This window comes from Bacillus sp. G1(2015b) (assembly GCF_001482475.1).
GTDB classification, from domain to species: Bacteria; Bacillota; Bacilli; order Bacillales; family Bacillaceae; genus Bacillus; species Bacillus safensis.
Genome location: NZ_LKIC01000029.1, coordinates 17,205 through 30,512 on the forward strand (window position 1 = coordinate 17,205; position 13,308 = coordinate 30,512).

Consider the following 13,308-nt stretch of genomic DNA (forward strand, 5'->3'; position numbering starts at 1 on the left):
GTGGATGCTGGTTTTTTTCATGCAGCAGGAATGTTTACGCAATAGAATAAAATACAGAAGAACATCGATGCACTGCCGCCGAGAACAAAGCTGTGCCAAATCGCATGGTGATAGGGGATTTTCCGCCAAATATAAAAGATGGTTCCGACTGAATATAATATGCCGCCTAACAGTAAGAGTCCAAATCCTGCACCTGTTAATTGGATATAAAGCGGTTTGATGGCAATGATAATCATCCAGCCCATTAATAAATAGACGAGGGTAGATACGATTATAAAGCGTTTGACGAAAAAGATTTTAAAGACAATCCCACCAGCAGCAAGCGCCCATACAATCGCAAGGAGCGTATAGCCGAGTGCACCTTTTAGTGGTCCTAGTAAAAAGGGTGTATATGTACCAGCAATCAATACATAAATAGCCGAGTGGTCGAGGATTTCAAAAATATCTTTTGTTTTTTTGTGCCGAATGCTATGAAGCAAGGTTGAACTTAAATAGAGCAGCAGCATGGATGCGCCAAATATCGAAAAGCTGATAATATCTGTGACTGTGCCGTATTGAACAGCGAATAAGACGAGAAACACAATAGCTGGTATGGATAAAATAACACCAATGCCATGTGTAATGGCGTTTGCAATTTCTTCTTTTACAGTAAACAATGGATGTCCTCCTTTTATTGAACCGGTATATAACCATCAAGCGACTTCAGGAATGAAAGACCTTCAAGTGTAATCTTCGTTCCGGCCCTGCCTTTTCCTTTCGTCACGTATGCTTTTTTCTCAAGATCATCTAAGCGGTTTCTCACCTGCTGAGGGGTGAGCGGAATGTCTCCTTGCTTGCTTAGTTCAGACAAGATGCGTCTGCTGGCTGCTTCTCCTTTTTCATTGAGAGATTTAATGGCTTCCAGCAAGAAAACAAACTCTTGTTTTTCCATTAGTGTAAGCTGGTGTTCTTCCTTTTTACCTTTTACGGCTGAGGGAAGAGGTGCTAACACAAAGGGAGGTAAATGATGTAAAAATACCGTTTGGCCCTCGAGTATGGATGCAGCGTAATGAACGATATTTTTGAGCTCTTGCACATTTCCTTCAAATGGATACTGCTGCAAGGCTTCCCAAACACTTGGATCAATGTCAGGAGCCATGTTCAGCTCTTGAAAGAAAGCATTTGTTAACACAGGAATGTCAGTTTTTCGTTCAGCTAAAGCCGGAAGGGCCAAATGAAGAACATTCAAACGATAAAACAGCTCGGGTAAAAAGGTAGAAGAAACCCTGAGTGCCTCTATTGATAAAGACGAAGAAGCGATTACTTTTGTTGCAGGTGATGTTTCTAGAAAGTGAATGACCTTGTGTTGCATAGGAATACTTAATGCGGCGATCTCATCTAAATAAAGAATTTGATTGTTTTTTTCTGTGAAGGCTTTCTGTAAGATTTCTTCATTCAAGATGGGGCAATACATGTGTGTCATTGCTGTGTTCGCCATTTCTTGGGCAAATAGTGTTTTGCCTGTGCCTGTGTCTCCTGTTATTAAGACCGGCTGTTCGTTTTTCGAAAATTGTTTTGCCAGATGAATGGCATGCTTGATGTCTTGATGATCTCCATATATAGACGTGATCGATTGTATGGCCATGAGGTGGTTCCTTTCTTTGTGGTTCTAATTGGTTCAATTGTAACACCCAATTAAAACAAATGTACAGGAAAACGAGAAATTTTATAATATTTATGGTGGATCCGTGATCTATTGGTTTATTTTTTGAATATTCATGTTATAATGACAAATTAAATAAGGTTAAAGAGAAAGGATCTTGTACATGAAACCGTTGCTCAAAGAAAATACGCTAATTCAAGTGAAAGACATCTTAAAAGCCCATCAAAATTTGAAGGATGTAGTCATTCATACACCACTTCAAAAAAATGAGCGACTTTCTGAACGATATGAATGTAATGTCTACTTAAAAAGAGAGGATCTTCAAGTAGTTCGTTCCTTTAAATTAAGAGGCGCTTTTAATAAAATGAGCCAACTTCCAAAAGATAAACTAGAAAATGGCATTGTCTGTGCAAGTGCTGGAAATCACGCACAGGGCGTTGCCTATTCTTGTAAATATTTAGGCATCCACGGGAAAATCTTTATGCCTGCTACGACGCCAAGGCAAAAAGTATCCCAAGTGGAGCTGTTCGGAAAAGAATATGTTGAAATTATTTTAACCGGAGATACGTTTGATGATTCATATCATGAAGCCGTAAAATGCGGAGATGAAGAAAAGCGCGAATTTATCCATCCGTTTGATGATTTGGATGTGATGGCAGGACAAGGAACGACTGCTGTCGAAATATTAAATGATATCGAAGTGGAGCCTCACTTTTTATTTGCAAGTGTCGGAGGTGGAGGTCTGTTATCTGGTGTTGGTACATATATCAAAAATATCTCACCAGAAACCGAAATCATTGCAGTCGAACCGCTTGGCGCAGCTTCACTGCATGCGTCACATGAGAAGGGCGAGGTTGTGACACTTGATTCGATTGATAAGTTTGTAGACGGAGCAGCGGTTCAGCGGATTGGCGAAAAGACGTTTACATCGCTTCAGTCTGTTGTCGATAAAATCAGTCTAGTACCAGAAGGGAAAGTATGTACAACAATTTTGGAGCTGTATAATCAATGTGCGATTGTAGCAGAACCGGCAGGCGCATTGCCAATCGCAGCATTAGATGCCCATCGCGAGGAGATTAAAGGCAAAAATGTTGTCTGCATTGTCAGTGGAGGAAATAATGACATCGGCAGAATGCAGGAAATCAAAGAACGCTCAATGATCTATGAAGGGCTTCAACATTACTTTATTGTCAATTTTCCGCAAAGAGCAGGAGCACTTCGAGAATTTTTAGATGAAGTGTTAGGACCAAATGACGATATCTCACGCTTTGAATATACGAAAAAGAATAACCGAAGCAAAGGCCCTGCGCTTGTCGGCATCGAATTGAAAGAAAGAGATGACTATGCCGCGCTGATTGAGCGGATGGACAAAAAAGGCTTCCACTATGTTGAAGTGAATAAAGATCAAGATTTATTCCACCTATTTATTTAGGCTTAACAGATAATTGGAAAAGAGGATTGATCGTTTGTGCTGCTCAAAACAATATGTTTTAGACGGATGGATGGAGCTCAGATCAAGGTAACAGAAGTCCCTGTTCTAAAGGGGGATGAGACGTATCGTTTCATGCTCACCTTTAGACTTGAAGCTTTCTTGAAAAAAGTCTATGTATCTAAAGGAAAGAGAGCTGTGTACTCTTTCAGAGAGGATGTGAAACGTAACGTCAAGTGGAGCACATATGAACAGATCTATCAGGAGCCTACACTGAAACACAATGCGTAAGCAAGAATCTTTGTCAAAAGGAGGAAGCAGCCATTTTGAAATGGCTGCCGCTCAGTTTGGCAAGGATTTTTTTCGTGACAAGAAGAAATTGTGACAATTTCAAAAACGTTAGGTCAGTTGTTTTCAAGTGTGCAGGAAATAAGGTAATATCATAAGTAAAGACTAAGACAGCAAGGATGAGACGATAGTGAAACAAATTAAAATTGTAACAGATTCAACTGTGGACCTTCCGCAAGAGAAAATCAATGATCTTTCCATTCACGTGATTCCGCTCAATATCTCCATTTCTGGAGTTGATTATATTGACCGAGTGAATATACAGCCAGATGAATTTATTGAAAAAATGGAGGCCGCTGAGGAACTGCCGAAAACGTCTCAACCTGCGATCGGTCAATTCGTCGAATTATATGAAAAGCTGACGGCAGATGGAAGTGAAGTGATCAGTATCCATTTAACTGGTGGGATGAGTGGTACTGTTCAAACTGCTGAAAGCGCTTCGAAAATGGTAGATGGAAACATCACGGTGATTGATTCGAATTTTATTTCCTATGGATTAGGATTTCAAGTCATCAAAGCAGCAGAACTAGCCAAAAAGGGTGCAAGCCGTGAAGACATTATCACAGAATTAGATAAAATCCGTCTTCAAACAAAGCTATATGTCACAATTGATACATTAGAAAATCTCGTCAAAGGCGGCAGAATTGGAAGAGGAAAGGCGCTGATCGGCTCCCTACTTCACATCAAACCAATTGCGAGCTTAACAGACGGGGTATATACGCCAGAAGCGAATGTGAGAAGCTATTCTGCGCTTGTCCGTCATCTGACAAAACAGTATGTACAGGCGGTGAAGGGAAAAACAGTTCAAGCCATTGGGATCGCACATGCAGATGCATTAGAACTCGCTGAAAAGCTAAAAAAAGCGCTGCTTGATCATACACCTGAAGCACTGATTGACATCGCCTACACAACACCGATTATTTCGTGTCATACCGGAAAGGGCGCAATAGGTTTTACTTTTTATACCGATTGATGGAAAAAGGGGATGGGCATATCATGGATAGAAAAAGGGGAGCCTCACTTGGTGCGCTTATGATCATAAGCGTGCTTCTTTTAGTCTCATGTTCAAATGGACAAATCAAAGATGCGTTAAATTATCAAATAGAGCCGTTTGAGTTTGAAAACCAAGATGGTCAAAAGGTGTCATTGGAAGATTTGAAGGGGAAAGTATGGGTAGCAGATTTTATTTTCACAAGCTGTGAAACGATCTGTCCGCCGATGACCGCTCATATGACAGAGCTGCAAAAACGAATAAAAGAAGAAAAATTGGATGCGCATATCATTTCCTTTAGTGTGGACCCAGAGGTCGATTCACCGAAAAAGCTAAAAGAATTTGCAAAAGCCTATCCATTGTCCTTTAAAAATTGGGATTTTCTCACGGGGTATTCACAGTCAGAAATCGAAAAATTCGCAATGAAGAGCTTTAAGACCATTGTCAAAAAACCTGAAGATGAAGACCAAGTGATTCATCAGTCCCTGTTTTTCCTTGTAAATCAAGAAGGGAAAGTGATGAAAAATTATGATGGCGTGCAAAACACACCTTATGATGACATCATCAAGGACATCAAAACGCTGAACCGAAGCTAGCATAAGGATGTTCAAATGGGCGAAAACATGATACACTTTTTTAATCAGAAAAAGGAGGGACATCATCGTTTGAAGGCTCGTTTGATTTTGATTGTGATGTCTCTAGCATTTGTTCTTTCTGCATGTTCTGCGCAAGAGGCTGGCATAAAGGATAAACTAGAAGACACACAAAACGTAAAAGAACATATTACCATCGCAGCGGTTGGAGATTCCTTAACAGAAGGAATCGGAGATCAAGATAAAAAAGGCTATGCAGGCATGACCCGTGACAAGATAGAAGCGGTCGACGGCGTGCAATCTGTCACATTAAAAAACTATGCCATTAAAGGCAGTAGAACAGTAGATTTGTTAAAAAGATTAAAAGAAAAAAAGGTGCAGGACGGACTGAAAGACGCTGATTATATTTTCTTTACAATCGGCGGGAATGATCTCATGCATGTTGTCCGTCAAAATGTGCTTAATTTGACGTTTGCTCCTTTTAAAAAAGAGCAGGGTCCTTTTGAGGAGCGCTTTAAAACCATTCTTGCTCAACTGAGAGAACAGAATGGCCATGCGAAAATTATGTATGTCAGCATGTACAATCCTTTTAAGTTCAGTTTGTCTGAGCTGCGAGATATTGATGAAGTCGTCAAAGACTGGAATGCCGCTGCCAAAAAGGAACTCAAAAAAGACGGCAATGCGGATATGATCAATGTAGCAGACTTATTTGAAGAAGGTTCTGATGAAAAATTACTGGCAGATGATGATTTCCACCCAAACCAAAAGGGGTACTCTCTTATGGCAAATCGTTTATTCTCCGAAGTGAAAAAAGAAGGACTGCCGAAGGAATAGGGTGAAATAGATGAAAAAATGGAAAAGCTTATTTTTTATTTTACTTGCAATCAATCTATTGATTGTGATTGCCTGCGGTATTTTAATGCTGCTGCCAGGCGGTCAATCCGCTTCAACCAAAGAAGTGAAAAGCGAATATGCTTTTAATATATCCAGCTCAAAAGAATCGCTCACCAGTTTTGTGAATGATTATTTGAAAAATCAAGGATCAAATGATATGCCAGACTTTCATGTAGCGATCGATCAAGATGTGAAAGTAACAGGCGCAATTAAAGCTTTCTCTTCAACGATTGATGCAAACGTCTCATTTACGCCAACTGTTGAAGATAATGGTGATGTGCTTTTGAAAGTGGATGACTTTTCAATTGGACAATTGAGCATTCCAATTAGTTTTGTTTTAAGCTACATGGGTCAGTTCTATGAGCTGCCAGAATTCGTTCATGTAAAACCGGATCAAAAAACGGTTGAAGTGCGCCTTTCAGAAATGCCGCTGACGAATGATATGTATGTCAAAGCGAACAAAATTGATCTACAGAACGATGAAATTGAATTCTCATATTATCATCCAAAGCAATAGAACGTGTGAGTCAGGAGTGAAATCATGAAGCGAGTTTATCAATATTTTAGTTTACTGTCGTTTTTATTTGCTGCGTACTTTGGCATAACAGCTGCCAATGCTTTAAAAGCAGAAAATATCGATCAGTTTTACTTAAATATTGCCTACTGTGCATTATTTCTAGGCACGATGATTCTTGCTTTTGATTTTCAAAAGCAAGAAAAAGCTGAAGATGTCTCGTAAGGAGCCTTTTCCATTGGGAAAGGCTCTTTTTTATATTTGCCGAGACAAGACGACCTTCGCCATAAGTTCTGGCTCTCCGTTAGCAAATCCATGAAGCAGAATCAGGTATGCGCGCTTTGTTTGCAAATGAACTTTGGGGATATCAAGCAGTACACTTTGAGTGCCGGCGGCTTTCAATTCAAAATGATATTTATTCGGGGAGAAATGATGAATGTGGGTACTGTTTACATAATCAAGCTCTTTCGATATGATCCCTTGGTCTCGTTCATATATATCTATAGAAGGAAGGTCCGGAGACAGCTGTACAAATGTAAGTGCTGACAGGTCTTCTTGTTTGATCAAAGTAGTCTGCTGCTCAGTCAGCAGTGCAAAGCCTGCACGAGCACCTGTGATACAGAGTGTATAGACCTGGCCGCTCTTAAATTGAATGCGAGAATGAAGAATTTTTTCATTTGTAGCCAGTTTGAACACTTCTATTTCATACATTCCCTCATCCCACTCCATATAAGCGGTCAAATGGCTGTAAGGCATTGTTTTCATCAGCTGCTTCCGGTTCACATAAACAGCGAGCTCACTGAGATCTGGTGCAGCGTGAAATAATCGAATAAAGGCTTTTGATGAAGGGGTGCTTTGAAGATGCTCATAGGCGGCAGTGAATGGCCGATTTGGAAAGTCATGATAAAAGAGCTGCTGCATGTCATCAATCCCTTCTTTCTCATACAATGGTGTTTTTTGTAGCGTATGCATGAAAAAGACGATCTGTATAGGCAAAAGAAGCAAAGAAAAAAGCCTGACGTATTCCGTCAGGCCGGCATTTAAGAAGGAGAAGAATATTGATGATATTCAGCTAGTTTAATGAACGTTTTTTCATCCTCAATTAAACCACAAACGCCGCACTGGACTTTCATTTGAGGACCTTGATAGCTCAAGTGAAAAGGAGACAGCTGCTCTCCTTCGTATCTTTCAACAACTGCTCCTGTCGCTGGATCTAGCTTGACAGGTTCTGAAAGCTGCTCAATGAGATTAAAGCGCGTTCTGTTTGTTTTACAGTTTGGACAAAGATAAGGGCTTGTCATGGTTCATTCCACCTCTTTTTATCCGTAGCATGTCCTAAGCGCTAAAATCTATGCTTAATCCTTTTGACTTTTATCCAGCTTTTTGAATAATTTGATCATCGTTTTGAGTTCTTCGTCATCAAATGACTCAAATCGCTCCATAAAGTATTCTGTTTTCTTTTTCTCAAAATGCTCAGTAATTTCCTTACCCTTATCGGTTAAGTGGATTTTGATAATGCGGCGGTCCTCTTTTGAACGGATACGGGTGATCCAGCCTTTTTCTACGAGTGTGTCAGTCACAGCGGTAATATGACTTGCTGACACTCCAAGAATGGAAGCGAATTCCGTTACTTTTTTTGCACCTTGCTCACGGAGCAGATTTAAAATAAGAAATTCATTCCGAGATAATTCGTTTTCGAGCAGGCTGTTAATTTCATAACGGATCTGCTTAAATACGGTTCTCAGTAAAGTGTCCATTTCGTACATCATTTGTTTTCTTTGTTCCAATCATTAAACCCCCATTATATTTTAAAGATACGACAGAATGCTTTCTTTTATTTTAGGTATACAAGTCGTATCATTTTCATTATTTTTTATCATGTTATAATATGATGATACCATTTTTTAAATGAAGGGGGCACTAATATGTCTGAAAAACAAGAATTAGCCACATTTGCAGGAGGCTGCTTCTGGTGTATGGTTAAACCTTTTGATGAACAGCCGGGCATTATCAAAGTTGAATCAGGGTATACTGGCGGACATACAGTGAATCCGACCTATGAGGAAGTATGTACAAATACAACGGGACATAGAGAGGCGGTTCAAATTACGTTTGATCCTGACGTGTTCCCGTATGAGAAGTTGCTAGAACTGTATTGGCAGCAAATAGACCCAACGGACGATGGCGGGCAATTTGGTGATAGAGGAGAATCTTACCGTACTGGTATTTATGTTCATCATGACGAGCAGCGAAAGCTAGCGGAAGCATCGAAAGAGCAGCTGAGCCAAAGCGGCATTTTCAAAAAGCCAATCGTGACAGAAATTTTAGATGCAGGTCCTTTTTATCCAGCAGAGGAATATCATCAGCATTATTATAAGAAAAACAAAATGCACTACGAACGATATCATGTCGGTTCGGGCAGAGCCGGTTTTATTGAGTCCCATTGGAGTGATAAGTAATGTCAAATGAAAAAGAAAAGCGTATAAAAGAATTAAACCGCATGCAGTACGAAGTCACGCAAAATAATGGTACAGAGCCGCCATTTCAAAATGAATTTTGGGATCATAAAGAAGAAGGTATTTATGTGGATATCATTTCAGGAAAGCCGCTGTTTTCTTCTTTAGATAAGTTTGATGCCCACTGCGGCTGGCCAAGTTTTACAAAACCGCTTGAAGAGGAAGAAGTAGCAGAGAAGGTTGATACGAGTCATGGAATGGTGCGGACAGAGGTTCGCAGCAAAACAGCTGATTCTCATCTTGGCCATGTTTTTCCTGATGGACCAGGGCCAAACGGTCTTCGGTATTGTATTAACTCAGCCGCTTTGAAGTTTATCCCAAAGGATGATCTTGAAAAAGAAGGTTACGGGGATTTGAAACATCTATTTGATTGATCCATTTAAAAATCGTCACATGGAAAGCATTTGCTTCCGTGTGACGATTTTTTATTTTTTATGATGTGTATGATGTAATTGTTCGATGATGGTGAACAGCTTTTCTTTTGTAATGAGCGGTGCTTCTTTTGAGGTGTAATTCGTTAAATCGACTTTTTGAAAGGCAGGGTGCAAATGTGGTCTCGGTAAAATGGCATAAAATTGTTCATGTTCAAAGAGTGCATCTGCTTCGTGCGGGAATGTGAGCTCCTCGTGAAGCTTCTCGCCAGGTCTTTTTCCGACAACGAGAATATCTGGAGATTTAGCATTGATTTGGGCGGCATATTCATGAAATGCTTTTAAGAGATCGGCAAGCTGTAAGGACTCCATCTTGAGAATGAAGGTTTCGCCGCCTTTCATCATGATTGCTGCTTGAAGTGTGAGGGAAACAGCTTCTTCAATGGACATAAAAAAACGTGTCATATGAGGATCAGTCACGGTCAAAGGTTTTTCATTTAATAGCTGCTGGAGCATGATCGGAATGACGGAACCTCTAGATCCAAGCACATTGCCAAAGCGTACAGAGCAAAACTTGGTTTTTTGATTCGGAATACTTTCGTTTGCTTGGGAAAATAGTTTTTCTGAAATCAATTTTGTTGCACCCATGGCATTAGTCGGAGAAACCGCTTTGTCAGTTGAAATGTTGACAACATGACTCACTTCATGTTCGAGGGCGGCTTCAATGACGTGTTGCCCGCCGATGATATTCGTTTGAACGGCTTCGAACGGATTATCTTCACAAGTGGGTACTTGTTTTAAGGCCGCTGCATGAAAAATGATATCCACACCTTTGACGAGCTGTCTCACGCGGCTTGCATCCCGGACATCTCCTAAAGCGAATACGACCTCTGGATGATCTGCGTACTCATTTTTCATCATGTATTGTTTGCTATCATCTTTACTGAAGACGATTACCTTTTTTGGAGAGCAGCTTGTTAATTTATTCACGATTTGCCGGCCGATGGATCCTGTTCCGCCTGTAACTAATATCGTTCTGTCACGAAAAAAGGTCTTCAAAGTCGTTTCTATCTGATTGGACATATCTAATCCCCCAACTCTCATTTCTCTACTTTGCATCATATGTGAAAGAGCGGCATTCGTTTGAGGAAAAGAACCACTTCATGTATAAATTAGGTGAACAAATTATAACCATCTGCTTACCGTCTTAATAGAATATGGAGAGATAAGAGATTAACTAGAAAAACGAGAGACCTGAATACTTCAGTACTGCGATCAGCTCGGTCAGAGAAGAAAATGGTAAGGGAGCTGTGGGCGAGGGGAGAAGAGAAGACATGTATAGGGGAAATCGTATTTTAGCCATGATACCTGCATTTAGAAGTACCGACGGCCAGCATGATGAACATATACGCATATTGGCAGAGCGGCCGCTTATCTATTGGACCATTCAGCCGCTTTTGCAAATGATTGAGTTAGATGAAGTCATCGTCTCCTCAGAGGATGTCAATACGCAAATCATTTCATCTCACTACGGAGCAAATGTGATTGAACTGCCAAGTACACATGTAACAGAACAAACGCCGTCGCTGTTAGCTGTGAAGCATGCGCTTGCTTATTTAGAGCGGGAGGGGAAAACCTTTGATATTGTGCTATTTCTGCAGCCATCGTCTCCTCTAAGACAGCCGGCAGATATCGAGAAGTGCTTGCAGCTTTTAGTGGAGGGAGGATATGATTGCACCGCATCTTTTACAGAGGCGTTAGAAAACCCAAATGAAACTTGGACACTGCATGAAAACAATGAAGCTACTTTATATAAGGACAATCATTACTTTTTCATGCCAAAGCATGAGCAGCCATATACGTATGGACGGCTAAATGGTGCGGTATATGCTTTTCATGCTCATTATGCCAAAGAATGCATTCATTCCTTTTTAGAAGGATCTGTCGGAGCATATATGATGGATCACACGAGGTCGCTTGTGGTGAAACAGGAGGCGGACCGGAAAAAGGCAGAGCACGTCTTATTGGCTCGCCGAGATGCAGAAGATCATGCATAAGCTGACCTTCAACAAGAAAAAGCGCCCAGTTATAGGGCGCTTTTTACGATTTCATAAAGCCTTTGCGGCATCGTATCAAATGTATTCCAGCGAACGGCTTGCTCGTAGTTGTTCAGTGCGGCCGCCTTTCTTTCACCTGCATTTGACCCATAGTAATCCACCTGTTTGATCAAATCGTCCTCATCTTTGTAAAAAGCAAAGCTTGAAAAAGTAGGCGGCGGATGTAGATCCGTCAATTGAAAACTTCCAGTTGCAGCAATGTCAAATGCTCTGTTATTGAGGCTCATATTTTGAATCATGGCTTTATTTTTGTTATATACAAATTGAGACGGCCTATGCGGATTCAGGACAATCGCTGTCTGCTGATAGATGTCCGCCATTTGCTGAGGACTCAGCCAATTCGTTATAAGGGTGAAATCACGATAATGTCTGCGTGATTTATTTAAGTGACGGTGCCATTCCTTACCTGCAACGAGAATACGCCATTTGTTTTGCTTTAAGAGTGTATCGATGGCTTTGATTCGGTTGGGATAAGGGTAGCCAATGAGTGCAATGTCAAACGTGCACATCTCATCTGGCGATTCATTTTTCTGAAAAACACGTGTATTTGTCGGAATGGGAAAGTAGTGTGTATTTTCGGCGCCTAATTGTTTGTAAAATGGCAAAATCCCTTCATCAATCGTTAAGATAAGCTGAGCATCACGTGCGCAAGCAGCTGATACATCTGCATAAAAGGGATCTTCTGTCATCCAAAGAACAATCGGAATTTTTTCTTGTTTGAATTGATGAAGTACATCTTTCGGAACATGATCACCGATCATCATCAAAACAAAATCCGGAGAAAATGTCCGGATTTTGTGCATGTTAGTGGGTAGAGATTCTCTATCAATCTTTACACATGAAAAGGGGGAATCAATGAAGCTTTCTTCTACCCATTGATCAAACATGTGATAGATTCCGCCGTAGCCAGAACTGATATAAAGAAGCTTCATGATGACCCTCTCACATTAAGATGTGAATGTAACACTTTCAACTTTATCTACATCTAAAAGAGTCGTTGCTGAGCCGGTAGGTGTGACAGAGCTTTCTTGTGTAACAAATACAACACCTGTTGAAGCATCGAATGATACAAATTGAACTGGCCCAATTAAATCTCCTGAGTCAGTGACAATACTAATGACTGTTCCTGGTGCGAGTCTTGCAAAGATCCATCTTGCTGGCTGAGATACATCGAGTGTTGTAGCAGAATCTGAAGGTGATGCCTCAGCTGCCACTTCACTTAATAAATCGTTCAATTTCTCTTCCACTTGAACTCCTCCTTCTTCGAGATTAGCTGTTAATGCATGAGTAATTGGTTTGAAAAACACTTTCAATAGTTCTTTTTTTAATTCAGCACGCTTTTCGCTCATTTTTTCCCCATCCTTTCTTCATCAATTCAAACTCACCCCTATGTATATGCCGTTCATTTTTTTTGGCATAAGCAGAACGCTGATTCCTGATTCTTTTTTTCAATTAATCACTTCACACATTTTTAAAAATGTTTTCAAATGCTGAGGCTAAATGAAGTGGCGCTCATACTCTAGTAAAGATTAAATGTGAAGAGAGAGGGATTATGAATGGAATTTGAACAATTATTAGATGGTTGGAACGAAGAATTACTAGAGTCGGAAGGAGTGCTTGAAGTCATCTTGATTTTACTTCTTCTTCGCCTTTTAGAAGAAAGTGAGGAAGAGAATGTGTCAGACATCAAAGAATTACTTCGTCCATGGCTTGAGCTTGGCATTCCAGTGCCGCGTGTTCATTTGGTCAATGGAGATGTACTTCAAAACGTGGTTGTCGTGCAATTGTTTGATACGGTCGCGGTCTTTAAAAACGCGACAAATCAGCTAAGAGTGAGTGTTCCTTTTGTGAACATTGTCAGCTGGGGGGCATTTTAAACTAATCAAAAAGGAT

Annotated in this window: 19 protein-coding genes; 11 read left to right on the forward strand and 8 right to left on the reverse strand. The window is 40.4% G+C overall.

Annotated elements, in window-relative coordinates; all coding sequences use genetic code 11:
* Nucleotides 1-17: 17 nt before the first annotated feature.
* Together trhA and AMR95_RS16555 are read right to left on the reverse strand one after the other, a co-directional pair.
* Nucleotides 18-656: a PAQR family membrane homeostasis protein TrhA gene (gene trhA, locus AMR95_RS16550; protein ID WP_024428144.1), complete on the reverse strand. Its 639-nt coding sequence runs from the start codon at nt 654-656 to the stop codon at nt 18-20.
* Nucleotides 657-670: 14 nt separating this feature from the next.
* Nucleotides 671-1,624 carry a sigma 54-interacting transcriptional regulator gene (locus tag AMR95_RS16555; protein ID WP_058838898.1) on the reverse strand — a complete coding sequence of 318 codons (954 nt, stop codon included), beginning with the start codon at nt 1,622-1,624 and terminating at the stop codon, nt 671-673.
* A gap of 181 nt (nt 1,625-1,805) precedes the next feature.
* Here AMR95_RS16555 and ilvA point away from each other — a divergent pair, with 181 nt between their 5' ends.
* From ilvA to ypmT, 7 genes are all read left to right on the forward strand, one after another.
* Entirely contained in the window at nt 1,806-3,074 is a 1,269-nt protein-coding gene (gene ilvA, locus AMR95_RS16560) for a threonine ammonia-lyase IlvA (protein ID WP_025093104.1), read from the forward strand.
* Between the two features lie 36 nt (nt 3,075-3,110).
* The gene (locus AMR95_RS16565; RefSeq protein ID WP_024422728.1) at nt 3,111-3,362 is read left to right on the forward strand and encodes a YpmP family protein; all 252 of its coding nucleotides are present in this window, start codon (nt 3,111-3,113) and stop codon (nt 3,360-3,362) included.
* Between the two features lie 187 nt (nt 3,363-3,549).
* Nucleotides 3,550-4,392, forward strand: a complete 843-nt coding sequence (locus AMR95_RS16570) for a DegV family protein (RefSeq protein ID WP_024428148.1) — start codon at nt 3,550-3,552, stop codon at nt 4,390-4,392.
* Between the two features lie 23 nt (nt 4,393-4,415).
* On the forward strand, nt 4,416-5,006 hold the full coding sequence (locus AMR95_RS16575) for an SCO family protein (protein ID WP_058838899.1): 591 nt from the start codon (nt 4,416-4,418) through the stop codon (nt 5,004-5,006).
* Between the two features lie 69 nt (nt 5,007-5,075).
* Entirely contained in the window at nt 5,076-5,837 is a 762-nt protein-coding gene (locus tag AMR95_RS16580; protein WP_058838922.1) for an SGNH/GDSL hydrolase family protein, read from the forward strand.
* 10 nt (nt 5,838-5,847) lie between these two features.
* Nucleotides 5,848-6,414: a YpmS family protein gene (locus AMR95_RS16585; protein WP_041085768.1), complete on the forward strand. Its 567-nt coding sequence runs from the start codon at nt 5,848-5,850 to the stop codon at nt 6,412-6,414.
* A 24-nt stretch (nt 6,415-6,438) separates the two neighbouring features.
* Nucleotides 6,439-6,636: a protein YpmT gene (ypmT, locus tag AMR95_RS16590; protein ID WP_024422723.1), complete on the forward strand. Its 198-nt coding sequence runs from the start codon at nt 6,439-6,441 to the stop codon at nt 6,634-6,636.
* A gap of 30 nt (nt 6,637-6,666) precedes the next feature.
* On the opposite strand, the gene AMR95_RS16595 is transcribed toward ypmT, so the two are convergent.
* The 3 genes from AMR95_RS16595 to AMR95_RS16605 form a co-directional block, all read right to left on the reverse strand.
* Complete coding sequence (locus tag AMR95_RS16595) at nt 6,667-7,332, reverse strand: DUF4397 domain-containing protein (protein WP_058838900.1); 666 nt, start codon at nt 7,330-7,332, stop codon at nt 6,667-6,669.
* Between the two features lie 119 nt (nt 7,333-7,451).
* On the reverse strand, nt 7,452-7,712 hold the full coding sequence (locus AMR95_RS16600) for a hypothetical protein (protein WP_024422721.1): 261 nt from the start codon (nt 7,710-7,712) through the stop codon (nt 7,452-7,454).
* Between the two features lie 54 nt (nt 7,713-7,766).
* Nucleotides 7,767-8,198, reverse strand: coding sequence for a MarR family transcriptional regulator (locus AMR95_RS16605; RefSeq protein WP_007500780.1), 432 nt, complete (start codon nt 8,196-8,198; stop codon nt 7,767-7,769).
* A gap of 138 nt (nt 8,199-8,336) precedes the next feature.
* Here AMR95_RS16605 and msrA point away from each other — a divergent pair, with 138 nt between their 5' ends.
* Together msrA and msrB are read left to right on the forward strand one after the other, a co-directional pair.
* The gene (msrA, locus tag AMR95_RS16610) at nt 8,337-8,870 is read left to right on the forward strand and encodes a peptide-methionine (S)-S-oxide reductase MsrA (protein ID WP_024422720.1); all 534 of its coding nucleotides are present in this window, start codon (nt 8,337-8,339) and stop codon (nt 8,868-8,870) included.
* A complete protein-coding gene (msrB, locus tag AMR95_RS16615) occupies nt 8,870-9,301 on the forward strand; it encodes a peptide-methionine (R)-S-oxide reductase MsrB (protein WP_058838901.1) in 432 nt (143 codons plus the stop codon). The genes msrA and msrB overlap by 1 nt, the downstream gene beginning before the upstream one ends.
* A gap of 51 nt (nt 9,302-9,352) precedes the next feature.
* Here the strand turns inward: msrB and AMR95_RS16620 are convergent, their stop codons facing one another.
* The gene (locus AMR95_RS16620; RefSeq protein ID WP_058838902.1) at nt 9,353-10,381 is read right to left on the reverse strand and encodes an SDR family NAD(P)-dependent oxidoreductase; all 1,029 of its coding nucleotides are present in this window, start codon (nt 10,379-10,381) and stop codon (nt 9,353-9,355) included.
* 251 nt (nt 10,382-10,632) lie between these two features.
* On the opposite strand from AMR95_RS16620, the gene AMR95_RS16625 reads away from it, so the two are divergent.
* Nucleotides 10,633-11,355: an acylneuraminate cytidylyltransferase family protein gene (locus AMR95_RS16625; RefSeq protein ID WP_058838903.1), complete on the forward strand. Its 723-nt coding sequence runs from the start codon at nt 10,633-10,635 to the stop codon at nt 11,353-11,355.
* A gap of 29 nt (nt 11,356-11,384) precedes the next feature.
* On the opposite strand, the gene AMR95_RS16630 is transcribed toward AMR95_RS16625, so the two are convergent.
* Nucleotides 11,385-12,347, reverse strand: coding sequence for a CgeB family protein (locus AMR95_RS16630; protein ID WP_058838904.1), 963 nt, complete (start codon nt 12,345-12,347; stop codon nt 11,385-11,387).
* Nucleotides 12,348-12,362: 15 nt separating this feature from the next.
* The gene (locus AMR95_RS16635) at nt 12,363-12,764 is read right to left on the reverse strand and encodes a hypothetical protein (protein ID WP_039179354.1); all 402 of its coding nucleotides are present in this window, start codon (nt 12,762-12,764) and stop codon (nt 12,363-12,365) included.
* Between the two features lie 207 nt (nt 12,765-12,971).
* Between AMR95_RS16635 and cgeC the strand changes: the two genes are divergently transcribed.
* On the forward strand, nt 12,972-13,292 hold the full coding sequence (gene cgeC / locus AMR95_RS16640) for a spore maturation protein CgeC (RefSeq protein ID WP_041085753.1): 321 nt from the start codon (nt 12,972-12,974) through the stop codon (nt 13,290-13,292).
* Nucleotides 13,293-13,308: the final 16 nt, after the last annotated feature.